Raw genomic sequence first — 24431 nt, 5'->3', positions numbered from 1 at the left:
AAATATTTTGATCGAGATAAAAAACCTCAAAAAATACTACGGCGATACTCTTACGATAGATGATGTAAGTCTTGATATAAAAAGTGGCGAAATTTTTGCACTTGTCGGGCATAGTGGTGCTGGCAAAAGTACAATACTTCGGTGCATAAATGGGCTTGAAAGCTATCAAGGAGGAAGTGTAAAAGTCTTTGGTAAAGAGCTAAATCAAATAAGCGGCGATGAGCTAAGAAATTTCAGAAAAGAGATAGGCATGATATTTCAGCACTTTGCACTAATGAGCCGTAAAACCGTCTTTGAAAATGTAGCAACTCCGCTTAGATTTTGGGGCATGAAAGAGGATTTTATCCGTTCTCGCGTAAATGAACTTTTAAATTTAGTTGGACTTGAAAGTAAAACAAAAAGCTATCCAAATGCACTAAGTGGCGGTCAAAAGCAGCGTGTGGCGATCGCCCGTGCCCTGGCTTTAAGCCCTAAAATTTTACTATCAGACGAGGCAACATCCGCGCTTGATCCAAACACAACAAAGGGAGTACTTGAGCTTTTAAAACGCATAAACAAAGAGCTTGGTATCACAGTCGTGCTAGTTACGCACGAGATGGAAGTCGTAAAAAATATCGCTCATAAAGCAGTACTACTGGAGCACGGCAAGATAATTGGTGCTGGCAGGATAGAAGAGCTGTTTTTAAAGCCAAATTTAAAGATGAAAGAATTCTTGGGAGAAGATGAGTTTTTGCCTGAAAGTGGTGTAAATATCAAGCTTTACTTTCCAAAAGAGGTCGCTCAACAAAGTGTGATAACTCAAATGGCAAGAGCCCTAAATATCGACTTTAACATTGTTTGGGGCAAGATAGAAAAGCTAAATGATACTGCACTTGGAAATTTAGTTATAAATGTCGATGAAAAAGATAAACAAAATGTGATAAATTTTATCTCACAAATTGGCGTTTTATGGGAGGTAGCAGAGTGATTTTACAAGATAGTTTTTTATCAATTTTTATACAAATTTACTCTAAAATCAAACAAAAAAATAGGCAAGAAGGACTTTCATGTTTGGCATAGATTTTTCAAAATTTCCGGATATTTTTGATAGAATTTTACTACCTGCTATAAATGAAACTCTTTATATGAGCCTGGTTTCAACATTTTTAGCCTTTGTTATAGGTCTTTTCCCTGCGGTTTTACTCATCCTTTTTGATAAAGATGGATTGCGTCCAAATCCAAAAGCCTACTTTATCCTTGATGTTTTTATAAACACTCTTAGAAGTTTTCCTTTTATCATTTTAATAATCGTTTTGATACCAGTTACGCGTATGATAGTAGGCACAAGTATTGGCACCACGGCAACCATCGTGCCACTTACCATCGGCGCAGCTCCATTTGTAGCAAGACTAATTGAAAGTGCATTTAAAGAGGTGGATCGTGGTATTATTGAGGCTGCAAAGAGCTTTGGAGCGTCAAATTTTCAGATAATTTTTCGCATAATGTTTGTTGAAGCTTTGCCTACTATCATCTCAGCTTTTACACTCACACTTATCGTAAATATCGGCTTTTCAGCGATGGCAGGTGCTGTGGGAGGTGGTGGACTTGGAGCTGTGGCGATAAACTACGGCTATCAGAGATTTCGTCCTGACATTATGTTTTACACGGTCATTATCTTGATTATAATGGTGCAAATCGCTCAAATTTTAGGAAATTTAGCCTATAAATACACAAAAAAGTAGCCGATTTTGGCTACTTTTATTCTTGTACAATTTTAATAAAAATTCCCAACAACCTAAATCAAGTAGCAAAACAGCCAAAATTTTATAATCCAATCATCTGCTTTTAATACAATTTAACATAAAAATCAGACAATATTTGCAGATAAGCATATCCCAAACAACATAGCCAAGCAAAACATAAATCCAATAAAAATTACCATAAATTTTAACTTAAAAAACCTATTAAGAAGTATGAGTTCAGGCAGACTAACTCCAGCTGCAGTTATAACAAACGCCCCAAATGCTGCGGCGTTTACACCAGATGATAAAAATACTATCCCGATAGGTATGAGCCCTTCAACCCTAACATAAAGCAAAATTCCAAAAATAGCTGAAATAAATATAGAGTTAGTATCGCTTGAGCCAAGATAAGATGAGATTAATACTTCAGGGACAAAACCATGTATAGCCGCTCCAATCATCATCGCAATAAATATATATAAAAATAGTTTTTTATACTCGCTAACTGAGTTTAAAAAGGCTCTTTTGTAAATATTATTAGCATTTGTTTGATTGCAAGCACAATTTAAAGCTTTAGAAGCTGGCTTAAAAACTATACTTGAAGCACTTGAGGCTAGAATAAATTTTGGCTTAATAAATTCATCTTTTAAAAACATCTTTTGATCTATTTTAGATATAACGACCCCAAAAATAAGTGCCGATATAAAGACAACTATAAAATAAATAGCCGTAAATTTAAACCCAAAACTTATAAAAAATAGAGTTAGGATAACGGGATTTACAAGTGGCGAACTTATCAAAAATACGCTACTAACTCCTAGCGAAACGCCTGTTTTTAAAAAACCATTTAAAAGCGGTATAGTCGAACACGAACAAAAAGGCGTTATAGACCCAACCATAAAAGCCTTAATAAAACTCGAAAATCTAGTTTTAAGTAGGTGTTTTGTGAGTTTTTCTCTAAATTTTTCAGATATTATAAAAACCAAAAACGATACAACTAAAAATAAAACAGAAATTTCAATAAAATAAATCACAAAAAATTTAAAAAACTCGCCTATACTTTGCTTGGTAAAAATTTCAAACATATTTTTCCTTGCTTTAAAAATTCATATATGATTATATACCAATATAAGAATATAGTCAAGTATATTTTTATATTTTTTGGATAAAATTACAAAAAGGATAAAAAATGAATTATTTTGATATTTTTGAGCTAAAAAGCGATTTTATGAAAGCTTTGGCACATCCCTTGAGAATCAGGATAATAGAAATTTTATCAGATAAGAAAATGAGTGTCAGCGAAATTTGTGAGCTTTTGGGTAAAGAACAAGCCATCATCTCAAAACATCTTGGAGTATTAAAAAACAATGGGATTTTAAAAGCCGAAAAAGTTGGACTTAATGTTTTTTATTCCGTAGATATTTGCTGTTTGCCAAATTTTTTAGAGTGTTTAAATCGTATTTTGGAGGAAAAAATCACAAAAACCTCCAAAAATGTAAAAATTATTATGAAAAATTTAAGCTAAAATTTTAAAATTTAAAATTTTTTTAGATATTTTATTAAAACTTACTAATTTTAGTTGATTGCAATGTCCTTATTATAGTTATGTACCTTTTTTAATCTACTTTTGTCTTTTGAATTTAATAGAAAAATAGCACCTTGCCATCTTATCAACACCAAGAAACGACTCATCAAAAAGCTTTCTATCCCATATGTACTTTAGTGCTGTGAAAAAATTAATTTTAAGTTTTTGTTCATTTTCATCCCTTTGATTTTTAATAAAAATTACAAATTTTTTCATAAAATTTGGATAAATTTCAGCTTTTTTTAAAGTTTTTTTGCTTAGAATTGCAAGATTTAAAACCAAAATGAAAGGACAAACATGAAATCAGATATGTGCGAGATGTGTCGCTTTGACAAAACTAAGGTGTCGCAAGACTAACACTAAGCACTGAATTTCTTTTTAAGTGCTTAGTTAAGCTAAACATTTAAAAAGAAATTCCCCGCCTCCTGCTTTAGGCGAAATTTATCCTTTTAAATGAGTTGGCATAACTAAAAATAAGGATAAAAAATGTTTTCAAAAAAAATAGTTCTATCATCATTAGTTGCTCTAGGCCTATCAGTTTTTGCTACTGCAAGTGAAAAAATAGTGGTTGGTGCTACCCCTATCCCTCACGCTGAAATTTTAGAAGTTGTAAAACCACTTCTTGAAAAAGATGGCTACACACTTGAAATAAAAGAGTTTAACGACTATACTATTCCAAACCTAGCGACACAAGATGGAGATCTCGACGCAAATTTCTTTCAGCATTTGCCATATTTAAATGAATTTAACAAAAACAAAGGCACAACACTAGTTCATACTGCTGGTGTACATCTTGAGCCTATGGCTGTATATTCAAAAAAGATAAAAAATATAGCAGATCTTAAGGCTGGGGATACTGTTGCAGTGCCAAATGACCCTACAAATGAGAGTCGTGCCCTAGATGTTTTGGCTAGTGCTGGTATAATAAAGTTAAACTCAAATGCCCTAAAAACCATACTTGACATAACTGAAAATCCAAAAAATCTTAAATTTATAGAGACTGAAGCAGCTCAAACTCCCCGCTCTCTTGATGATGTTACGATAGCTGTTATCAATACAAACTACGCACTAAATGCTAATCTAAACCCAAGCAAAGACGCTTTAGTTGTTGAAAGTGGTAAGGATAACCCTTATACAAACTATGTCGTGGTTAAGGACACAAATAAGGATAGCAAAAAGACAAAGGCTCTTGATAAGGCGATAAACTCAGACGAAGTTAGAGAATTTATCAAGAAAAAATATGACGGCGCCATCTTGCCAGCATTTTAATCTCGGGGGTTAAAACCCCCAAAATACACTACAATAATAACAAAGGAAGAATATAATGAAAATTTTAAAACTAGCAACAGCACTACTCGTGGCTGTAAATTTATATGCAAAAAGTGATGAGAAGACAATTATTATAGGTGCAACACCTGTTCCACATGCAGAGATTTTGGAAGAAGTAGTAAAACCGATCCTAGCAAAAGAGGGCTATAGACTTGAAGTGAAAATTTTTAACGACTATGTCTTGCCAAATCTTGCCACAGAGCAAGGAGACCTTGACGCAAACTACTTTCAAGGACTGCCTTACATGAAAGCATTTAACAAAGATAACAACACTCATATCGTCCCAACAGCAGGCGTACATGTCGAGCCTATGGGAGTTTACTCAAAAAAGATAAAGAGTCTTGATGAGCTTAAAAATGGCGATGTTGTGGCTATCTCAAATAACGCTGCAGATTCGACTCGCTCGCTAAATTTACTTGAAAAAGCTGGCATTATAAAGACAAAAGACTTAGAGTATAAAAGCCCACACGACATCACAGAAAATTCAAAAAATTTAAAATTTGTCGAAATGGAGTCAGCCCTAACACCACGGGCACTAAATGACGCAACTATCGCTTTTATAAATATCAACTACGCGCTTGACGCTGGATTAAAACCTGTTGAGGATGCATTGTTGCTTGAAGGCAAAGATAGCCCATACACAAACTATGTGGCGGTTAAAGCTGGAAATGAAGACTTGCCAAAGATAAAAGCACTTGATAAGGCGATTTTAAGCGATGAAGTAAGAGAGTTTATAAACTCACGCTACAAAGGCGCAGTCATACCAAGCTTTTAAAGGCTAAAAACTATGCAACGCAAAAGCTTTTTCCTTTTTAGCGTTGCTATTTTAAAAAAGGATAAAAAATGATATTTAAAAAATTACTATTAGCCGCCCTACTTACACTTGGACTAAATGCGTCTGATAATAAGATAAAAATCGCGATCTCACCAGTCCCACATGCACAGATTATGCAAATAGCAAAACCACTCCTTAAAAAAGATGGGTACGAGCTTGAGATTATTGAGATTAGCGACTATTCGATACCAAATATCGCCACACAAGATGGCTCAATAGATGCAAATTTCTTTCAGCACCTGCCCTACCTACAAAACCAAAACGAAACTTTATCGTTAAATTTAGTAAGTATGGCTGGTATACATCTTGAGCCACTTGGCTTTTACTCAAACAAGATAAAAAGCCTTGCTGAGCTTAAAAATGGTGCCAAAATAGCAATCGCACACGACCCAAGCAATGGCAACAGAGCTTTGCAGATCCTAGCAAAAGCTGGACTTATAACACTAAAAGATGGTGTGAAATTTGCAAGCATTCATGATATTGAGCACAACCCAAAAGAGCTAAAATTTATAGAGCTTGAAGGCGCCTTGATACCTCGCACGCTTGACGAGGTTGATCTTGCTGCCATTAGTACGAATTTTGTCCTTGATATGGGATTAAATCCAAGTAAAGATGCCTTGTTTATAGAAAACACTGATAGCCCGTATGCAAACATCATCGTAGTAAAATCAGGTAATGAAAATAGCCCAAAAACAAAAGCTCTTATAAAAGCAACAACAAGCGATGAAGTAAGAAATTTTATAAAAAATGAGTATAAAGGCTCGGTTTTACCAACTTTTTAGCCATTTTTATAAAAATTTCATAAATTTTAAGCCAAACTAGCTAAAATAACGGTTTGGCGACTCAAAATAAAACGGATAAGTATGGAATTTTATACACTTTTACCACTTATGTTAGCCCACTTTATCGCACTCATCGTGCCTGGACCAGATGTTTTTTTAATACTAAGAACCTCGCTTGCGCATGGCTTTAAACAAAGCGTATTTGCCTGTCTTGGCGTTGGAGCTGGTATAGTTATTTGGGTATTTTTAACCGCCTTTGGGCTTAAAACTATCTTTTTAAATTTTCCATCTTTACGCATCGCTTTGATGGTTTTTAGTATCTGTTATCTATCTTATCTAAGCTTTTTACTTTTTAAATCAGTCAAAACAAAAAACGACACAAAAATCGAAACAAAAGATAGCTCCAGCCACAGTGCTTGGCACTTTTTTTTGGTAGGTTTTTTAACAAATTTATCAAATCCAAAGGCGATATTATACTTTGCAAGCATTTTTTCACGATTTGTAGATAAAGCAAACTCACTTACGCAAGTGGCTATTTTAGTCGCTGTGATATCGATTGAAAGCATGCTATGTTTTATATTGCTTGGTAAAATTTTCTCAGCAAAAAAAGCACGCGAGGCATTTTTACGCAGACAAAATATCCTTGATGGAATTTGTGCGGCGATATTTGGTTTTTTTGCTATTTTGATTTTGATTGATTTAATTCGCGAAATTTTACATTAAGGTATAAAATGCTTAGCAGTATAATAGACACTATCGTATCTTATGTCTCAGCCTGGGGTTATCTTGGTATATTTTTAATGATGTTTTTAGAAAGCTCTTTTTTCCCTTTTCCAAGTGAAGTAGCTATGATACCAGCTGGCTATCTTGCGAGCAAAGGCGAAATGAGTCTTAGTGTAGCATGGTTAGCTGGTACTGGTGGAAGCCTTATTGGGGCTGTGTTTAACTACTATCTGTGCTACTTTTTTGGGCGTGAACTAGTTGAGAAATATGGCAAATTTGTTGGCATAAGTGAAGCCAAAATGCAAAAATTTGAGAAATTTTTTAACAAACATGGTGAAATTTCAACATTTAACTGTCGCCTAATTCCTGGCATAAGACAATACATTAGCCTGCCAGCAGGCTTAGTAAAGATGAATATCTTTAAATTTAGTCTATTTACAACACTTGGGGCTGGTATCTGGGTGGCTGTACTGCTTGGGCTAGGCTACTTTTTGGGCGAAAATGAAGCCTTATTGTCTGCAAAACTTAAACAAATAACCATCTGGCTTTTAGTCTGTGTGGTAGCTATTTTTGCTTGCTATTTTGCCTATTTTCGCTTTTTTAAAAAAGACTAAACCTACTTTTGGTATAATAAATGAAAAAATAAAAAGGTCGGCCTTGAGGGAAAAATTTGAGTATTTTTTGACTCTTTTTGCTATCAAAATTACTAAAATTTTTCCAAACAGCGTTTGCTATGCGTTTTTTAATAGCCTTGCTATACTTCTTTTTTACACACTTGCTTCACGCCGTAAAATAGCCATAAAAAACATCAGTGCTGCATATCCTAACCTAGAGCAAAAAGAGGCTACAAATTTAGCTAAAGAGAATTTTAAAAGTATAGCTAGAACGCTTTGTGAGGCACTTTTAGTATATAACGACAAACTTAAGCTTGAGCAGCTTTTTATAAATGGAGATGAGGCGATAAACTTGGTTAAAAAGCTCTCAGAAAATGGCACAAGACCTATTTTATTTACGACCGCTCACTTTGGAAACTGGGAGGCTTTGTCAAACTATTTTGCACACAGAGGTATAACTCTGCTGGTTATAGGTAGAGAGGGTAATAACAAGCTGATTGAGCAAAACATAACTCTGCCATTTAGAACAAAATTTGGCAACGAGCTAGCCAGCAAAGATAGTGCCATGCTAAATATGGTGCGCCATTTAAAAGATGGCAAAAATGTTGGTATTTTAATCGATCAGCGCCCTAGTGCGCAAGGCTCACTTCCTACAACATTTTTTAACATGCCATGCAGAACAGCAACACCTATAGCTCTTTTAAAACTTAAATTTAACCCTGTTGTCGTGCCGATATTTGCACTACGCGATAAAAGCGGAAAATATGAGATCATCATCAAAAATTTTGATGAAAGCGTGATAAAAGGCAACAAAAACGATGATATTTTGGCTATAACCCAACACATCAACGATATATTTGAGCAAATCGTTAGGCTTGATCCTTCGCAGTGGTTTTGGATGCATAATAGATGGCGAAAATGAAAAAGGTTCTTGTCATTAGCGATAAAAGATCTGGGCACGAGAGCCAAAGCATAGCATTTTGCAAGCTAATGGGTTATGAGTATACGGTTCTTGAAATAGAATTTGCCTGTAAGTTTTTAAAATTCTTAAGCTATCTACTGGACTTTTTAAAAATTTACCTGCCTATTTTTTCAAAAAAAAAGATGAGTCTGACTGGCTTTGATATCGTGATATCATGCGGTTCTGGGACATATTATGCAAATAAATTTTATGCAAAAAAACTTGAGATAAAAAACATAGCCTTAATGCTTCCTAAAGGCTTTAGAAACGACTTTAGCCTAGTTTTTAACACCTTTCATGACAAAAGTGGTGAAGAAAATGTTATAAATCTGCCAGTTAATTTAAATTTTATAGATAACAAAATTTACTACACCCCAAAAGGTAAAGCCATAGGGTTTTTAATAGGTGGGGATAATAAAATTTTTAAAATGGACGCGGACATTATAAGAGTTATAAAAGAGCTAAAAAGCCGTTTTTCTGACTATGAAATAATGCTCACAACTTCAAACAGAACACCTAAAAATATAGTCAAAGAACTAGAAAAAGAGGGTTTTAAGTATTTTATAGATCCTTGCAAAAACCCGATAAATCCAATAGGAAATTTTATGCAAAGCTGCGAGTTTGTATTTATTACGCAAGACTCTGTCTCAATGGTTAGTGAGGCTGTATGTACTCCTGGTGCGAGCGTGGTCATTTTAGAGCTTAGCAACAATAAAGATAGTAAATTTGATCTTTTTATAAACAACCTTAAGCGACTTGGCTTGGTGCAAATCTATACTAAAAACTGCGAGCTAAAAATAACAAAAAAGCTAAATTTAAAAGAAATTTTACAGGAAATAAAACTGTGAAGGTCGTACAGTTACTTCCTGAGCTAAATGAGGGTGGTGTCGAGCGCGGCGTGGTAGAGCTAACTGGCAAACTAAAAAATTTTAATACCATCTCAGTTGTTATAAGCAACGGCGGAAAGTTAGTAGATGAGCTTTTAAAAAATGGCATTAGACATACACAAATAGATGTTTCAAGCAAAAATTTACTTACATTTTTACCAAGAGTACTGAAGCTTCGGGCCATACTAAAAGAGCTAAAACCAGACATAGTGCATGTAAGGAGTCGTTTTCCAGCATGGCTTTTAAAATTTGCAAAAATTGGGCTAAATTTTAAGGTAGTAAGCACCATTCACGGTTTAAACTCACCGAATTTTTACAGCAAGATAATGACTGATGCCGCTCATATTATTTGCGTTAGTAACGCCGCAAAAGAGCATATACAAAAGCATTTTAATGCTAACGATAGTAAAATTTCAGTCATATTTCGTGGTGTAGATACAAGTAGTTTTGATCCAAATATTTTACCTAGCAAAGATGAACTCAGGGGTGAGTTTGATCTTAAAGATCGGCTTGTCATCTCTTGTGTTGGACGCATAAGCCAGAGTAAAAATATAGCAATCTTGATGAAAGCCGTAGAGATTTTAAGGCAAAAAGAGCCTAAAATTTCACTTTTAATCGCTGGCGGAGTTCATGCAAAAAAACAAAAACACTTTAAAGAGCTAAAAGAGCTTTGTAAAAAGCTAAATATTGACGAAAATGTAAAATTTCTAGGAAGCATCAGCGAAGTAGCTAAAATTTATAAGCTAAGTGATGTCGTGGTAAGTCCATCGATAAAACCAGAGAGTTTTGGCAGAAGCGTTGCTGAAGCTATCGCGATAAACACACCAGTTGTAGCAAGCAATCACGGTGGAGTAAAAGACATCATTATAGAAGGGAAAAACGGCTACTTTTTTGAGCCATTAAATGCAAGCGAGCTAGCAGAAAAAATTTTACTTGCCAAAGAGCTTAAATTTGATGGATTTAAATACATTATAGACAAATTTTCTTTAGAAAAAATGTGCAAAGAAAATATAAAAATTTACAAAGAACTGATATGAATATACAAAATTTTAAAAAACATCTAACTTACGACAACATCTTTACAGCGTTGCTTTTTATATTTTCACTCACTCTTTATATAGGCAAATCTTACAATATCGTAAGTGCATTGATAGTGCTTGCTTTTATGTTTAAAACATATAAGGCTAGGCAGTTTTTTGTATTTAAAGATAAATTTTTTATCTTTATGTCGCTTTGGTGTGCTTACATGTTGCTTAGCATGATATGGGCAACACATAAAGATGACATACCTAAGTCTGTTGGAGTGCTGTTTTTATGGGTACTTTTATATCTTGCCATAAAAACTGAGTTAAACTCAACGCAAAAACTAGAACGCTTTTTTAAACTTCAAATTTATGTCGTTTTATTTATAGCTTTTAACGCTATTTTACAGCTATCGCTTGGCTATAATATCTTTGGTACAAAGCTTACTATCGGTAGAGCAACAGATCTTTTTTCTAGTGCAGATAGAATTTATCCATACATCTTACCACTTTTTGTTGGCATGTTTGGAGCTATGCTAACTCTTAAAAACCGCCCTAAATCACACTACATACTCTATACTCTTGGGCTCTTTGGCATTTTTCTTGCTGTGCCAGCTAGTGGTATCCGCGGTCCACTTATAATACTAGCGATATTTATACCTATTATCGCATGGGCTAATCCTTATAGAAAAACTGCGCTAGGAGCATTTGGCTTTTTGATTTTGTGTCTTGCGGCACTACTTTATACCAACCCAGCACTACAAAATAGAGTAAAAACGCTCAAAAATCCATTTGAAAACCAAAAACACCTGCGTGTAGCCATATGGAAAACAGCATTTGAGCAGTTTAAAGACAACCCTATGCTTGGTGTAGGATATAAAAATTTCAGACATAGACAGTTTGAATACTATAAACCAGAATTTAAAAGCCGCGAGATAGATCCAAAGAAAAATAAAACCGCCCACCACTCACACAGCCCTTGGCTTGATATACTTGCAGAGCAAGGAGTTGTAGGGCTTTGTTTTTTGATTGTATTGTTTTTTGGAGTACTAAAAAATGCATATAAAAAGGGTGCTTTTATGTTTATTAGTCTATTTAGCGTGATGTATGCTTTTTCGTTTTTGCACTCAACTTTTGTACTTTCAAGCAGCAGATGGTCATTTTTTATGATTTATGCGGTTACGATTTATGCACTGCTTTCAAAATATCATAAAATTTCAGTACAAAATGAGCAAAAAACATGATACCAGCCTCAGTTTTTATCATCTGCTTAAACGAAGAAAAACATATCAAACGAACACTTGAAGCTATTAAGGAATTTGATGATATTGTCATTGTAGATAGTGGCAGCACTGATAACACATTAGATATAGCGCGCCTTTATACAGATAAAATTTTTTACAAAAGCTTTAGCGACTATGCAAGTCAAAAAGAGTATGCAAAAAGCCTTTGTTCGCATGAATGGGTTCTAAATATTGACGCTGATGAAAGGCTCTCTGACGAACTAAAAAATGAGATAGTAAAAACCATTCAAAACAACGACACAGACGCACTTGAAGTAAGCATAGTAAGTTTATATATGAACTCATTTAACACACTTACAAAGCCCATAACAAGAATCAGATTTTTTAAAAAATCAATGGGTTTTTATCCGCAAAAATTGGTTCATGAAAGTATAAAATTTAGTGGTCGTGTACGAAAAACTAGCACACTGCTTTATGACTATGGTAGCAACAGCATAACTACACACATAAACAAGATAAATAACTACTCAAGTCTAAGAGCTCAAGAGAAATTTCTTAAGCAAAAACGATCAAATACAGTAAAACTTCTGTTTATTATACCGCTTGTATTTTTTAAATCCTACTTTATAAGGAGAAATTTTTTAAATGGCAAAAGAGGTTTTATAGCGGCGATATCAAACGCCTTTTATGCATTTTTAAAAGAAGCAAAACTTTACGAACTAGAGTTACAAGGTGAGCAAAACCCACCTTGTAGTTAAGAAATTTTCTTTTGTTTTGGGCGAAATACCTTCATTACATTTTCATCTGTTTGGATAAATGTGCCCTCTATAAGATCGATACAGTAAGGGATAGCTGGGAAAATTGGCTCCAAACACTCCCTTATAGCTTTTGGGTTGCCTGGCAAATTTACAATTAGCGCATGACCCCTAATGCCAGCTGTTTGACGCGAAAGGATAGCCGTAGGAACATATTTTAAGCTTGCTGCGCGCATAAGTTCGCCAAAACCAGGCATCATCTTCTCACAAACCGCCTCTGTTGCCTCCGGCGTTACATCACGCACTGCAGGACCAGTCCCGCCAGTAGTTAGCACAAGATCACACCCCGCCTCATCGCACATAAACTTTAATCGCTCACAAATCAGCTCATACTCATCAGGTATAATCTCATAAATATACTCTACCTCACTTGTTATCCATTCGCCCAAAACCTGCTTTATAGCAGGCCCAGAAAGATCTTCATAAACGCCCTCACTCGCACGGTCACTTAGCGTTAAAATACCTATTTTTGCTTTCATTTTTCTCCTTTACTCGTATTGTTTGCTTAAAATTTCAGAAATTTCATCTTTTTCAATGCTCTCGTTTGCAAAAAGCTTTTGCGCAATCTCTGCTGTTTGTGTGTTCATTTTGTCTAAAAACTCAGCTATCTCATCACGCGCCTGTCTTAAAATTTTCTCAACATCAGATGGATTTGCCAAAAACGACTCGCCCATAGCATACTCATAAACCATCTTATGAGCAAGCTCTTTTGCGGCTGCGATATCGTCGCTACTATTTGAAAATATATCGCCATACTCAAGCTCAAGCTTTACTACGCCAGCCAGCAAAACCTTAAGCTTTGAGAGCAATTGCGTTCTTGAGCTTATCTCGTGTTCTAAGTCGCAAAATCTCTCTTGTGTGAGTGAAATTTTTTCAAATTTTACCTCAAACCAGTAGGCGCTAAGTGCTTTTGCGGCTTGATAAAGTGACTGTATGCGTTTTTCATTTTCACTAAAACTAAGTGCCCTTTTTTGCCCAAAAAGAACCTTTTGCTGAACCTGCTCAAAGTCGCCAAGCTCTATCACATTGCTTTCTCGGCGCAAAGCATTTATGGCTGCTTCATTTACTAAAGTACTTAATGCCGCACCATTAAAGCCGACACTAAGCTTTGCAATGTCTTCAATATCTCCAAGAAAATTCTTATCTCGCAGATATGAGCGCAAAATTTCTACACGCTCTTTTGCATCAGGCAAAGATAAGAAAATTCGCCTATCAAAGCGCCCAGCACGAAGCAACGCCTCATCTATCATCTCAATGCGATTTGTTGCCGCAATAACTATCACGCCCGAATTATCCAAAAAGCCGTCCATCTCAGTTAAGAGCTGATTTAGTGTGGCTTCTCGCTCATCATTGCGACCATCTCCCCTACTTTTACCAACAGCATCTATCTCATCTATAAAAACAATGGACGGTGCCAAAGCTTTTGCACGAGCAAAAAGCTCTCTAACTCGCTTTGCGCCAACGCCAACATAAATTTGTACAAAGCTTGCACCATTTTGATAAAAAAACGGCACATTTGCCTCTCCAGCAACAGCCTTTGCGACAAGCGTCTTGCCCACACCTGGAGGTCCAACCATAAGAACACCTTTTGGCATTTTTATGCCGTGCATACGGTATTTGGCTGGATTTTTAAGAAAATCGACTATCTCATTTAGCTCTATTTTAACATCGCTAATGCCCGCTACATCGCTAAATTTTACATTTGAAAGTACAGGACCTAGCTTTTCTGATATAAGCTCTCCCACCTCAAGCATCTGGGCTGTGTTTTTGTCAGCTGGCTGAGTTAATTTTAAATTTTTCCTAGCAAGTCTAAACATAAAAAACACAAAAGCACTAACAAAAAGCACTAAAAACAGCAATACAGATAACAAAAACGGTGTAAGATCGCTAGGCTCTTTTGTGGTTGGAATACTTCTTGAAAGCACTCCTAGGTCAATAGCATAGGCAAGTATGCGAAAATTTCCTTGCGTAGTCTGCAAATAAACATATCCATCATCAATCTTTGCTTTTTGTATTGCATTTTGACTTAACAAAACCTCATATCTGGTGTAGCTAATGTCTTCTGGCTCATATCTAAACCAAGCAACCGCAAGAACCGACACAAGTAAGACTGCGGCTATGACTATGATGTTTTTTTTATTAAATTTGCGCATAATTTGCCTCCATCTTGGCTTCAAATCGCTCTAAAACAACCCACTCTTTTAATATATCTCGGTTAGTTTTTATAAAAACTTTGTTGTAAAACTCATCAAACCCCTCGTAAAAAGCCCCATTTTTCTGCTCAACTAGGACATTTAATGGCTTTTTTATATTACTTCTAAATTTAAAATTATTCTGCGTAACTATGTCTTTTAAAATTTTAAGTCTTGACTTTGCTATATCGCCCCTAATCTCATTTTTAAGCGTTGCTGAGTGCGTGCCAGAACGCGGCGAATAGGCAAAGGCATGAAGGTGCGTAAGTGGAAATTTTTTAAAATTTGCAACTGCTTCAGCCCAAACTTCATCACTCTCGCCTGGATGTCCAACTATAAAATCAGTACCCAACGCAAAGCCCATATCTGCCAACTCGTTAAATAATTCGATGTCGCGAAAGGCTGTATTTCTGCGACGCATAATAGTTAGCATGGCTTGGCTAGTGTGCTGAAGTGCTATATGAAGATGGCGCTCCAGCCAAGATTCTTGTAAAATTTCACGAAACGCCTCGTCTATCTGACTAGGCTCAATACTACCAAGCCTAATACGCCTAATCCCAGGAATTCGCCCCAAATTTTGAAGCAACCTTCCAAGGCTAGAGCCCGTGTCTTTGCCGTAGCTACCGATATTTGTGCCAGTTAAAACAAGCTCATTATAGCCATTTTTAGCTAGAGTTCTAGCTTCGTTTATAATAGCGTTTTCATCCATACTACGAGCCTTGCCACGCACGCTTGGTATTATACAATAGCTACAAACAAAGTTACAACCTTCTTGAATTTTTATAAAAGCCTTTGTGTGATTTTCATAATTTGTAACGATATTTTTGTCGATACTTTTTAAATTTCCAAGCTCAAAAAATGGTTTTTGTGCCTTTAAAAGCTCATTTATCTTACTTTTTTCACTAGCACCAATAACCCCAAAAACACTGCTTTTTTCAAACAGCTCTTTGCCCTTACTAACAGCACCGCAACCAGTTAGTATAACGCGTATGCCTCGTTTTTTTAATCCGTTTATATAAGCTCTAGCGCCACTATCAGCTGAATTTGTTACAGTGCATGAGTTTATCACTACCACATCGGCATTTTCTTCATCGCCAACTATCTCATAGTCTTTAACATAGCTCTTCATAAGCTCTGTGTCATATATATTTGTACGACAGCCAAAGGTCTTAAAAAACAGCCTCTCTTTACTCATTTAGCCCCTCATCTATCTCGCTATGGATATTTGGCGAAATTTTGCGTGCAGTATAAAGAGTTTGCGTTGGATATGCGATACGGATATCATCTTCTTTACTAAAAGCATCTATAAGCTCAGCACTTATCGTGCTTCTAAGTGCTAATGGTGCGTAGGAATTTGCCATATACCAAATCGATATACAAATTCCATAAGGCTCAAAAAGGGTAAAAACTCGCGGGTCTACATTTGAGTTTTTAATGCTGTATTGCGCACGAAGCTTTCCCATCTGGCGCTTTGCAATGTCTGTATAGCCTTTTGAATATTTTCTTGCGATAGTTTTTGCTATATAGACAGCTTTTTTATGGTTGCTATCAAAACTTACAAATATATCAAGTCCGTCCCAAACTGTCTTCATGCCATAATGCGCATAGTTTGAGATAAGCTCTGTAAAGATATAGTGGTTTGGCACAAATACTATACGCCCTGCTCTACGGCTTTTTTCAAGATATGAAGCCATAGTAACATCTTCAAAAACAGTCATTCTAAGTAGCGATATGTCTATAATATCGCCAACATAGGCTATGTCGCCCTTTTGCACCTTTATCCTGTCACCAACATGAAATGTCCCGCCAACAGTTATAACAACCCAGCCAAGCATACTCATAAACATATCTTTCATAGCAATAGCAAGACCTGCGGAGGCAAAACCAAGCACAGTTACTATATAAGTTACATTTTCTATATAGGCAAAGAGTAAAATTAAGATTATCAGTAAAAAGTTGATGAAATTTATAAATTTATTCACCGTATAAAAACGATCATCATCGCTAATAGTACGCTTTGCAACAAATTTAAAAAAGAAACTAAGACCAATGATAGCAAGTATAAGTATAGCGATAGTAGCTAGGCTTATAACCTGCGACTTTACTTCATTTTTGGTAATATTTATCGCCTCTTCAGCACGCTTTTCATAGACGCTAAAAGTAGTATCAGCTATCTGTTTTGTGCCTTTAAACTCAGCTATCTGGCGAGCAAGATCTTCAAGCATGCTCTCATCAGCCACACTAGAGTTTATATCATTTGTAAGCGTGATAAGATCTGAGAGTAAATCTTCTTTGTTTTTTAACTTTTCGATGATAGTATCAAGCTCGTGAATATGCTTTGCGTACTCTTCTTTATCTGTCGCTACTTTTTTCATATATGAAAAACCGCCAACAAGAGCTATCGGGTTACTTATACGCGGAGGCGAGTTTATATCTGGAGAGGCTAACATCTGAGAAAAGGGCATTTTCTCAAATTCTTTGAGCAAATTTATCTGTTCGTTTAGAGTGTTTATCTTTTTATCTAGCTCTTCAGCTTTACGACTATTTTTATCTATCTTTTTATACTGTGCTTCACTTTTTTCAAGCTCAACTTTGATCTTTTCATATGTTCTGTAATTTGCATAACGCGTGATCCAAGTGTTATTTTTTAACGCTAAATCAATAGCGTCAATTTGCTTTTGAAGCTCAGATATTTTAGCGCTTTTTTCTGGGCTATAAAAGCTGGAATTTACATCGATACTAGCATTTATCTCGCCAAATGCAAAAACTAAAAATAGACTTAAAAAAACTAAAATTCTCATCTAAATTCTCTTAAAATTTCTATAACCTGCTCTTTTTTTATATCGCTTCTTATCTCGTGAGCGCCTATACCTTTTGGCAGGATAAATTTTATCTTTTTATTTTCACTCTTTTTATCCATAAAAAAAGCTTCATAGAATGAATTTTCATCAGCTATTTTATAGGTTGTAGGTAGTGAAAATTTCTCTAAAAGCCTCTTTATTCTGAGTTTTTCTTGCTCGCTCATAAGTCCAAGACTAGCGGCAAGGGCATTTGCCATATTCATACCTATCGCCACTGCCTCTCCGTGCAAAAACTGCTTATAATTTGTCTCATTTTCTATCACATGAGCAAAGGTGTGCCCATAGTTTAATACCGCACGAAGCCCTTTTTCATGCTCATCTTGCTGCACTACATCAGCCTTTAACCAAACTGCATTATAAATAATCTTAGCAAGCGCGCCTTCATCTTTTAAATTAAAATTCTCAAGCATATCAAGCATCGAGCTATCAAACATCACAGCCATCTTTACAGCCTCAGCCAAACCAGCTGCAAACTCACGCTCTGGTAGCGTTTTTAAAAACCTACTTTCGCAATAAACAGCCACTGGCTGATAAAACGAGCCGATAAGATTTTTGCCAAATTTGTTATTTACACCCGTTTTTCCGCCTACACTAGCATCAACTTGAGCTAAAAGCGTAGTGGGAATGTTTATAAAGTTTATACCTCGCTCATAAATGCTAGCAACAAAGCCAGTCATATCGCTAATAACTCCGCCACCAAGGGCTATAAGCATAGAACTTCTATCAAACTTACTTACAAAAAGCTGCTCTAAAATTTGCTCCACACTAGCCATATTTTTATACTCTTCCCCATCGGCAACAGTGATGATAAAATACTCATCACACTTTAACCGCTCAAGTAGCCAGCCAAGCCAAAGTCCAGCCACTTTTGGGTTTGTTATGATACCAACTTTGCCATTTAGTTTTATCTCATCTAGCTCATCGATATAGACATTGTATTTTTGTGTTGCTTTATGTAAATTTAGCTCTACTTTCATAGTTTTCCTAACTTTATGAACTAGCTGGTATAAACAGCTGTGCGTTCTTTTTCATCTTGCCATAATGGCGCGAAATGCTTGTTGATAAAAGAGTTGATAAACCACCTTTTAGCAAGTGCTCATCAAATGTTATAAACTGTAACATAGTGTCGATTTGCGATAGTTTTAGAAGTGGATTCTTCTTGCTATTTTCTATACTGATGTCCTTTTCAAAAAGACTACTAATACTCTCAAAGTGCTCTGTTATGTCCTCATCTTTTGTGTTTTTTACATTAAAATAATAAAGCTTTATCTCCATTTTTAACTGAGATGCGATATCCATGATGACGGCTGATTGATTTTCTATGTTTTCCTTTCCATCACTAAGTATAGCACCCTGCTTTATCTCACTAAAATCTCGCTCTCCAAGCTTTAAAACTGGTAGTTTTAGCATATAAAAAAAGTGTTTAAATTTATTAAAATACCCATCATCAGTTATCACAAAGCCTATATCGTTATTAGAAATATCTGCTATAATCTGCGAATTATCAGCAGTCATATAGTCAATCACAACAGAAATTTTCTCCTCATGTATCTCTTTTAGCATTTTAAAAGTTGGATTAAAAGTTGGATTGATAACCCTAAATATAAGACGCTTGTTGCTTAAATTTTCATGCAGATACAGGGCGTTTGCAACTATTTTTTGCATTCTTTGGTCATTCATTACTTTCATATCTAAAAACACATAGATATTGCTACCAAAAGGGCTTGGGAACTGCCCAGGCTCACGCTTTATCGAGCGATAAACTGCATGCAAAGCCTGTGGATCGCCTACGATTAAAAGCGTATCATTTGGGCGAATCATTAGGCTATTGCTTGGCAAAAGAAGCTCGCCGCTTCGATATATAAGTGCTATACGCCACCTTTTTTGTTGCAATGAACTTAGGTGACGATACATATATGAGCTTCCTATTGGGACTTTAACCTCCATGATCTCACCTTGTCCAAGACCGATATTATCAGCTAGTGATGGCATATCTGGCAAGTGCCCAACAAAGTGTGTTGATATAATAGAGTTATTATCGACAAACTCAAGATGCTTATCCTCACTCATACCCTCATGTTTGATGTTCCATAAATTTAGAAAAACTATATCTGTTTTTGTGCTAATCTGGCGTAAATTTTCATAGCTAGCTATAGCATCAACCTCATTTTGCATAATGATGATAAACTGACTAAAATAGCCGCTTATCACAGCTTTTAGCCTTGAAAGAGATGTTGGATCAAAGTGATGATATGTAAAATTTTCGAATGAATTTTTTGTATCGATAATATCTTTATCGTTTGAAATAACGACATAATGGTGTAAGTTTGAGCGTAAACCATAAAGCTTGTCTATAAAACTTTTTGCAAAAAGCCCATCTGCTATGATTAAAATTTTTTTCATTATAACTCCATTAAAATGGACATTATAGCAAAATGGGCTTAATCAGGCTTAAATAACACTTCCTAAAAGCTCATCGATGGCTAAATTTACACTTTTATTTATGCTATCAAAAATACTCTTACTACTTGGGTCTGGACAAAAAACATTTTTTACAACAACTCCTGAATTAACGCTTTTATCAAGGCTAAAAAGCTCATAAGCCAAAATAACCTCAGCCTTATCGCCTCTAATTTGCAGTGAAACCACATTTACTTTAAGACGTAAATCGCTTGAATTTGGCGAAAATATGGGCTTTACTCCACAGTTAGCATAAGCTCCTTTTATAAGCGCCTTATATATCATTTCGCTTGGTTGAGCTATAAATTTAGCATCATAAAGGTGGTGTATTTTATTATCTTCAGCCACTATGAGTATCTCTCTTTTATCAACCAAATCAAGAGCAGATACATTTTGAATGTATATATTTTTTGGCGTTTTACTCTTTGCAACACACTCTTTTTGTGAGTAGTATATCTCATACATATCAGCTCTAGCAACGCTATTTTTAAGCGAACAACCGCTAATAAACACAGCTAAAAATACTACTAAAATTCCTCTCATCTACCGTCCTTTGATGTTGGGTCTTTAAAGAAAAAATCATAAGGATTATCCTCAAGTCTATCCATCGCACCGCGAAATTCTCTTAATGTCTTAGAAAAGTCATTTATAAATATACTAGCTTCATTCAGTAGCGGCGTCATAGCCTCTTTGATGTTTAGCTGACCTGAGTTTATCTTGCTTTGTGTGTTTTTTGCAAGCTCACTAAAAGATGCCGTTGCGGCGTTGGCGCTTAGTAAAAATTTATTCGCATTAAGCAAGATAGAGTTTAGGTTTTTGCTTAAATCACTCACATTTGCCTTACTTACATCAGAGCTTATAGCGTTTAAATTTGCCAAAAGCTCACTTAGGTTTTTAGAGTTTTCCTTACTTCCTATGAGCTTACTAAACTCATCTAAATTTTCAAGCGTTGAGTTAAGATGCTTAAAATTGTCTTCAGAAAGAAGCGAGTTTAAGCGCTCTAAACTTACATTTATCTTTGATGTTATATCTTGGGCTTGGTTTCTAAGCTTTGTAAGCATACTATCTTCTAGCTTGATAATAGGATGTTTTTCATCTTTTATACTGTTTGCAACACCACGAGAGATATTAATACTAGCCACACCACTTATAGGCTGAAGCTCTATCTCAGCGATAGAGTCGCTTTTTATGTCTATATCATCGCGTATTTTCATACTGATCTCTATCTTGCCATCATCTAAAAAATCTATCTTGCTTACACTTCCAACGCCAACACCAATAAATTTAACCTGAGAATCAACCCTTACACCAGTTGGCAACTCATGGGTTTGTATGTAGTAAATTTTTTGACCAACACTCTTGCCATCGCTTCCGCTCATCCACCACATAAAGATACCAAGAAGTGAGACCGAGATAAGAAAAAATAGCCCAACTATCGTGTATGAGTTTTTATTTTCCACTGTTATTCCTTGTTTTAAATAGCTCTTCAAGCGGGTTATATTCAGCCGTTTCAAGCTCTTTAAGATCGCCTTCAAAAACTATTTTTTTATTTTCAATTATTAAAAATCTATCAAGTATATCAAAAATACTATCAACATCATGCGTTACCATCACAACGCTTATACCAAGTGCTTCTCGCAAATTTACAAGAAGTTCGTCCATCGCTCTGGCGCTCATTGGATCAAGTCCGCTATTAGGCTCATCTAAAAAAAGAACTCTAGGGCTAAGCGCAAGAGCTCTAGCTAAGGCTACGCGCTTTTTCATACCGCCACTTAACTCACTTGGATAAAGCGTAGCACTTTGTTTTTTAAGTCCAACTTTTTGTATCCAAAAATTTGCAATTTCATCTATTTCGCGCTTACTAAATTTTGAATACTCACTAAGCAAAACACCAACATTATCAAGCACACTCATAGAACTATAAAGTGCTCCAAACTGAAACATAGTCCCGCACTCAAGCTTTATCTCTTGCTTTGTTTTTGTGTCGCTATTCCACATATCTTTGCCATCAAAAAGCAATGTCCCACTCTTTGGTTTATTTAGATATATCATCGTTTTTAAAAGTGTAGTTTTACCACTTCCACTTCCGCCTAAAAAGCCATAAATTTCACCCTGTTTTATACTCCAGCTCACGCTATCATGCATTATGCGTTCGCCGTAATTTGTCGTTATATCTCTGCCTTCTATAATATTTTTTATCATAAATTTACCCACATAAAAAATATCGCAAAAAAAGCATCTATGGCTATAACCCAAAATATAGCATTTACAACACTTAAAGTTGTAAGCGAGCCAAGGCTTTGCGAGTCGCCACTAACAGCAAAACCGCGCATGCAGCCGATAATAGCGATAACTATACCAAAAAACGGCGCTTTTATCATTCCAACCAAGAAGTGGCGCATCTCAACCATATCTTTAAAACGGCTGAGGTAGCTTGAAAACGATATATCAAGTAAATTTTCACAAACTATCATCTGACCAAAGATACTAACCGCATCAGCTATGAAGATGATTAACGGGACACATATCATCATGGCTATAATCCTTGGCAAAACAAGAAAGCTAAAAGGATCAAACCCCATTGTTCTCATAGCATCTATCTCTTCAGTAAGCTTCATGGCTCCTATTTGTGCTGTAAAACTTGACGCTGAGCGTCCAGCTATAACAATAGCGGCTATAAGTGGTGCGACTTCACGCAAAGTTAACATGCCCATTATCTCAACTATAAATATACTCGCACCAAAATTTGCAAGCATAGAGCTTCCAAGATAAGCAAGAACGACACCTATTAAAAAAGATGTCAAAGATACGATAAAAACAGCATTTACTCCAGCATCTTTTATATAGTTACTAAGCTCTCTTAAACGAAGTTTTGTTGGATTTAATAAAATGGCAAAACATTTTATTATAAACTCCCCTAAAAATCCAGCCAGCTCAAAAACATTATAAAAACCCTCTATAACCCTTTTTCCGAGTCGTTCAAGCAAATTTAGATTTTTTTGTGGGGCTTTATATTTAAAGTCTATATCTTTATCATCAAGCATTAAAAGAACTGATTTTATGCTATGGTTTGCATTTTTAATGCTTACTTTTTTAGCATTTATAGCACGCTTTAAAAGTATAGCACAAGCATAATCAAGCCTCAAAAGCAAGCTAAAATCATACTCCACTTCGCCCTTAAAACGCAAGGAATTTGATAAAATTTCACGCACTTTTTTGGCACTTTTATAATCAAGCTTACCCTTAAATTTATACAAAAGTAACTGCTTGGTTTTTAAAACCTCTACACTAAAATGATCCAAAATTTTCCTTATCTAAAAAAGTGAATTATATGTTACATTTTTAAACAAATTCTAACTTGCAAACAGTATATAAATTATGGGTAAAGTAATAAAACTAAAAGCCACTCCAAGCGCAACAGAGCTAACAGCAAGAGAGCTATCAAGCTCAGCTTTCATTATCATAGCGCTAGCTAAAACCATAGGTGGCATAGTCGATAACATAATGCCAACTAACCATGCTTGATTTATCTCAAAATTAAAAAATTTCATTACTAAAACAAAAAATACCGCAGGTGCCACCATCCTACAAAGCATTACGACACAAACACCCTTGTATGAACTTTTTACTCCGCCAAAATTTAAGCCAAGCCCAACCGCAAAGAGCGCAACAGGAGTTACGCTAGAGCTTATCATACGAAGCGGAGTAAAAAGCTCTTGTGGCAATACAAAAATATCAGAAAAACTCTTTGCTATCAAAGCTAAAGTAACGGCTATAAATGGCGGGAATTTTAAAATTTTCATACAATTTTGCAAAAGACTTACTCGCTGTTTTACACCAAAAGAGAGTATAACAGGTCCAAGTATAGCAATGGGTATAGATGTTGTTACTTGATCATAAAATATAACTATATCAACTGCACTACGACCAAAAAAGCCCTCTATAACTGGTATGCCAACAAAAAGTGTATTGCCAAAAAAGCTAAGCATAACAACACTAACAGTTGTTGGGCGGCTAAATTTAAAAAGTAGCGATATACAAAGCGATATGACAGCTCCAAAAGCAGAAGCAAAAAAGCCAGTTGTAACGATATTTAAAAGATGTATATCGATATTTATGTGATAAATTTTATCAAATATTAGTGCAGGCAAAGCAAAGCAAAGGACAAAATTTATAAAAACAGATGAGTTTTTTTGCTCTAAAATTTTCATCTTTTTTGCAAGAAACCCAAGCGCAACTATAAAAAATATCGACAATAAAGGGGTATACACAACAAACTTCTTAAATTTAAAAACTAAATGCGGATTATAAAGCATTAAAGTTTAAAACCTAATAAATCGCTTTAACCTTTTGTTAGTATTTTTTAATTAAAATTAGCAAAACTTAAAGAAAGTCCGAGC

25 protein-coding genes are annotated in these 24431 nt (G+C 35.4%); 13 read left to right on the top strand and 12 right to left on the bottom strand.

Annotated elements, in window-relative coordinates:
- Positions 1–7: 7 nt before the first annotated feature.
- Entirely contained in the window at positions 8–967 is a 960-nt protein-coding gene (locus LQV35_RS02820) for a methionine ABC transporter ATP-binding protein (protein ID WP_230056351.1), read from the top strand.
- 79 nt (positions 968–1046) lie between these two features.
- Positions 1047–1721 (top strand): methionine ABC transporter permease, encoded by a 675-nt coding sequence (locus tag LQV35_RS02815; RefSeq protein ID WP_230056350.1) that lies wholly within the window; start codon positions 1047–1049, stop codon positions 1719–1721.
- 125 nt (positions 1722–1846) lie between these two features.
- Here the strand turns inward: LQV35_RS02815 and LQV35_RS02810 are convergent, their stop codons facing one another.
- Positions 1847–2806 carry a permease gene (locus LQV35_RS02810; RefSeq protein ID WP_230056349.1) on the bottom strand — a complete coding sequence of 320 codons (960 nt, stop codon included), beginning with the start codon at positions 2804–2806 and terminating at the stop codon, positions 1847–1849.
- Positions 2807–2910: 104 nt separating this feature from the next.
- On the opposite strand from LQV35_RS02810, the gene LQV35_RS02805 reads away from it, so the two are divergent.
- The 11 genes from LQV35_RS02805 to LQV35_RS02755 all read left to right on the top strand — a co-directional run bounded on the left by LQV35_RS02805 (position 2911) and on the right by LQV35_RS02755 (position 12461).
- Entirely contained in the window at positions 2911–3246 is a 336-nt protein-coding gene (locus LQV35_RS02805) for an ArsR/SmtB family transcription factor (protein WP_230056348.1), read from the top strand.
- Positions 3247–3792: 546 nt separating this feature from the next.
- Positions 3793–4575: a MetQ/NlpA family ABC transporter substrate-binding protein gene (locus LQV35_RS02800; RefSeq protein ID WP_230056347.1), complete on the top strand. Its 783-nt coding sequence runs from the start codon at positions 3793–3795 to the stop codon at positions 4573–4575.
- A 55-nt stretch (positions 4576–4630) separates the two neighbouring features.
- On the top strand, positions 4631–5410 hold the full coding sequence (locus LQV35_RS02795) for a MetQ/NlpA family ABC transporter substrate-binding protein (RefSeq protein WP_230056346.1): 780 nt from the start codon (positions 4631–4633) through the stop codon (positions 5408–5410).
- A 68-nt stretch (positions 5411–5478) separates the two neighbouring features.
- Positions 5479–6252 carry a MetQ/NlpA family ABC transporter substrate-binding protein gene (locus LQV35_RS02790; RefSeq protein WP_230056345.1) on the top strand — a complete coding sequence of 258 codons (774 nt, stop codon included), beginning with the start codon at positions 5479–5481 and terminating at the stop codon, positions 6250–6252.
- Between the two features lie 81 nt (positions 6253–6333).
- Complete coding sequence (locus LQV35_RS02785; protein WP_230056344.1) at positions 6334–6975, top strand: LysE family translocator; 642 nt, start codon at positions 6334–6336, stop codon at positions 6973–6975.
- 8 nt (positions 6976–6983) lie between these two features.
- Positions 6984–7589: a DedA family protein gene (locus LQV35_RS02780; RefSeq protein WP_230056343.1), complete on the top strand. Its 606-nt coding sequence runs from the start codon at positions 6984–6986 to the stop codon at positions 7587–7589.
- 43 nt (positions 7590–7632) lie between these two features.
- Entirely contained in the window at positions 7633–8511 is an 879-nt protein-coding gene (locus LQV35_RS02775) for a lysophospholipid acyltransferase family protein (RefSeq protein ID WP_230056342.1), read from the top strand.
- Positions 8508–9398: an ELM1/GtrOC1 family putative glycosyltransferase gene (locus tag LQV35_RS02770; RefSeq protein ID WP_230056341.1), complete on the top strand. Its 891-nt coding sequence runs from the start codon at positions 8508–8510 to the stop codon at positions 9396–9398. Before LQV35_RS02775 ends, LQV35_RS02770 begins: the two co-directional genes overlap by 4 nt.
- A complete protein-coding gene (locus LQV35_RS02765) occupies positions 9395–10474 on the top strand; it encodes a glycosyltransferase family 4 protein (protein WP_230056340.1) in 1080 nt (359 codons plus the stop codon). The genes LQV35_RS02770 and LQV35_RS02765 overlap by 4 nt, the downstream gene beginning before the upstream one ends.
- The gene (locus LQV35_RS02760) at positions 10471–11703 is read left to right on the top strand and encodes an O-antigen ligase family protein (protein ID WP_230056339.1); all 1233 of its coding nucleotides are present in this window, start codon (positions 10471–10473) and stop codon (positions 11701–11703) included. The genes LQV35_RS02765 and LQV35_RS02760 overlap by 4 nt, the downstream gene beginning before the upstream one ends.
- Complete coding sequence (locus tag LQV35_RS02755) at positions 11700–12461, top strand: glycosyltransferase family 2 protein (protein WP_230056338.1); 762 nt, start codon at positions 11700–11702, stop codon at positions 12459–12461. The genes LQV35_RS02760 and LQV35_RS02755 overlap by 4 nt, the downstream gene beginning before the upstream one ends.
- Here the strand turns inward: LQV35_RS02755 and mog are convergent.
- From mog to LQV35_RS02700, 11 genes are read right to left on the bottom strand one after another with little or no spacing between them, the layout of a single operon-like run.
- Entirely contained in the window at positions 12458–12997 is a 540-nt protein-coding gene (gene mog, locus LQV35_RS02750) for a molybdopterin adenylyltransferase (protein ID WP_230056337.1), read from the bottom strand. The genes LQV35_RS02755 and mog overlap by 4 nt on opposite strands.
- 9 nt (positions 12998–13006) lie before the next feature.
- Complete coding sequence (locus LQV35_RS02745) at positions 13007–14671, bottom strand: AAA family ATPase (protein WP_230056336.1); 1665 nt, start codon at positions 14669–14671, stop codon at positions 13007–13009.
- Entirely contained in the window at positions 14658–15905 is a 1248-nt protein-coding gene (mtaB, locus tag LQV35_RS02740) for a tRNA (N(6)-L-threonylcarbamoyladenosine(37)-C(2))-methylthiotransferase MtaB (RefSeq protein WP_230056335.1), read from the bottom strand. The genes LQV35_RS02745 and mtaB overlap by 14 nt, the downstream gene beginning before the upstream one ends.
- Positions 15898–17511, bottom strand: a complete 1614-nt coding sequence (locus LQV35_RS02735; protein ID WP_230056334.1) for a mechanosensitive ion channel domain-containing protein — start codon at positions 17509–17511, stop codon at positions 15898–15900. Before LQV35_RS02735 ends, mtaB begins: the two co-directional genes overlap by 8 nt.
- Entirely contained in the window at positions 17508–18548 is a 1041-nt protein-coding gene (aroB, locus tag LQV35_RS02730) for a 3-dehydroquinate synthase (RefSeq protein ID WP_230056333.1), read from the bottom strand. The genes LQV35_RS02735 and aroB overlap by 4 nt, the downstream gene beginning before the upstream one ends.
- Before the next feature lie 13 nt (positions 18549–18561).
- Complete coding sequence (locus LQV35_RS02725) at positions 18562–19974, bottom strand: COG3400 family protein (protein WP_230056332.1); 1413 nt, start codon at positions 19972–19974, stop codon at positions 18562–18564.
- 48 nt (positions 19975–20022) lie between these two features.
- A complete protein-coding gene (locus LQV35_RS02720) occupies positions 20023–20574 on the bottom strand; it encodes a hypothetical protein (RefSeq protein WP_230056331.1) in 552 nt (183 codons plus the stop codon).
- Positions 20571–21491, bottom strand: a complete 921-nt coding sequence (locus LQV35_RS02715) for an MlaD family protein (protein WP_230056330.1) — start codon at positions 21489–21491, stop codon at positions 20571–20573. The genes LQV35_RS02720 and LQV35_RS02715 overlap by 4 nt, the downstream gene beginning before the upstream one ends.
- Positions 21481–22230 carry an ABC transporter ATP-binding protein gene (locus LQV35_RS02710; protein WP_230056737.1) on the bottom strand — a complete coding sequence of 250 codons (750 nt, stop codon included), beginning with the start codon at positions 22228–22230 and terminating at the stop codon, positions 21481–21483. The genes LQV35_RS02715 and LQV35_RS02710 overlap by 11 nt, the downstream gene beginning before the upstream one ends.
- On the bottom strand, positions 22230–23333 hold the full coding sequence (locus tag LQV35_RS02705) for an MlaE family ABC transporter permease (protein ID WP_230056329.1): 1104 nt from the start codon (positions 23331–23333) through the stop codon (positions 22230–22232). The genes LQV35_RS02710 and LQV35_RS02705 overlap by 1 nt, the downstream gene beginning before the upstream one ends.
- A gap of 51 nt (positions 23334–23384) precedes the next feature.
- Positions 23385–24347: an AEC family transporter gene (locus LQV35_RS02700; RefSeq protein ID WP_230056328.1), complete on the bottom strand. Its 963-nt coding sequence runs from the start codon at positions 24345–24347 to the stop codon at positions 23385–23387.
- Positions 24348–24431 lie beyond the last annotated feature (84 nt).

This window comes from Campylobacter suis (assembly GCF_905120475.1).
Lineage (GTDB): Bacteria > Campylobacterota > Campylobacteria > Campylobacterales > Campylobacteraceae > Campylobacter_A > Campylobacter_A suis.
This window is presented reverse-complemented; position numbering and strand designations above follow the sequence as displayed.

Excerpts from the sequence above, each read along its gene's own strand:
- LQV35_RS02745 (WP_230056336.1), bottom strand. The coding sequence starts at position 14,671 with ATGCGCAAATTTAATAAAAAAAACATCATAGTCATAGCCGCAGTCTTA.
- LQV35_RS02760 (WP_230056339.1), top strand. The coding sequence starts at position 10,471 with ATGAATATACAAAATTTTAAAAAACATCTAACTTACGACAACATCTTT.
- LQV35_RS02780 (WP_230056343.1), top strand. The coding sequence starts at position 6,984 with ATGCTTAGCAGTATAATAGACACTATCGTATCTTATGTCTCAGCCTGG.
- LQV35_RS02800 (WP_230056347.1), top strand. The coding sequence starts at position 3,793 with ATGTTTTCAAAAAAAATAGTTCTATCATCATTAGTTGCTCTAGGCCTA.
- LQV35_RS02810 (WP_230056349.1), bottom strand. The coding sequence starts at position 2,806 with ATGTTTGAAATTTTTACCAAGCAAAGTATAGGCGAGTTTTTTAAATTT.
- LQV35_RS02790 (WP_230056345.1), top strand. The coding sequence starts at position 5,479 with ATGATATTTAAAAAATTACTATTAGCCGCCCTACTTACACTTGGACTA.
- LQV35_RS02785 (WP_230056344.1), top strand. The coding sequence starts at position 6,334 with ATGGAATTTTATACACTTTTACCACTTATGTTAGCCCACTTTATCGCA.
- LQV35_RS02795 (WP_230056346.1), top strand. The coding sequence starts at position 4,631 with ATGAAAATTTTAAAACTAGCAACAGCACTACTCGTGGCTGTAAATTTA.
- aroB (WP_230056333.1), bottom strand. The coding sequence starts at position 18,548 with ATGAAAGTAGAGCTAAATTTACATAAAGCAACACAAAAATACAATGTC.
- mtaB (WP_230056335.1), bottom strand. The coding sequence starts at position 15,905 with ATGAGTAAAGAGAGGCTGTTTTTTAAGACCTTTGGCTGTCGTACAAAT.
- mog (WP_230056337.1), bottom strand. The coding sequence starts at position 12,997 with ATGAAAGCAAAAATAGGTATTTTAACGCTAAGTGACCGTGCGAGTGAG.
- LQV35_RS02735 (WP_230056334.1), bottom strand. The coding sequence starts at position 17,511 with ATGAGAATTTTAGTTTTTTTAAGTCTATTTTTAGTTTTTGCATTTGGC.
- LQV35_RS02805 (WP_230056348.1), top strand. The coding sequence starts at position 2,911 with ATGAATTATTTTGATATTTTTGAGCTAAAAAGCGATTTTATGAAAGCT.
- LQV35_RS02815 (WP_230056350.1), top strand. The coding sequence starts at position 1,047 with ATGTTTGGCATAGATTTTTCAAAATTTCCGGATATTTTTGATAGAATT.
- LQV35_RS02770 (WP_230056341.1), top strand. The coding sequence starts at position 8,508 with ATGAAAAAGGTTCTTGTCATTAGCGATAAAAGATCTGGGCACGAGAGC.
- LQV35_RS02720 (WP_230056331.1), bottom strand. The coding sequence starts at position 20,574 with ATGAGAGGAATTTTAGTAGTATTTTTAGCTGTGTTTATTAGCGGTTGT.
- LQV35_RS02725 (WP_230056332.1), bottom strand. The coding sequence starts at position 19,974 with ATGAAAAAAATTTTAATCATAGCAGATGGGCTTTTTGCAAAAAGTTTT.
- LQV35_RS02700 (WP_230056328.1), bottom strand. The coding sequence starts at position 24,347 with ATGCTTTATAATCCGCATTTAGTTTTTAAATTTAAGAAGTTTGTTGTG.
- LQV35_RS02755 (WP_230056338.1), top strand. The coding sequence starts at position 11,700 with ATGATACCAGCCTCAGTTTTTATCATCTGCTTAAACGAAGAAAAACAT.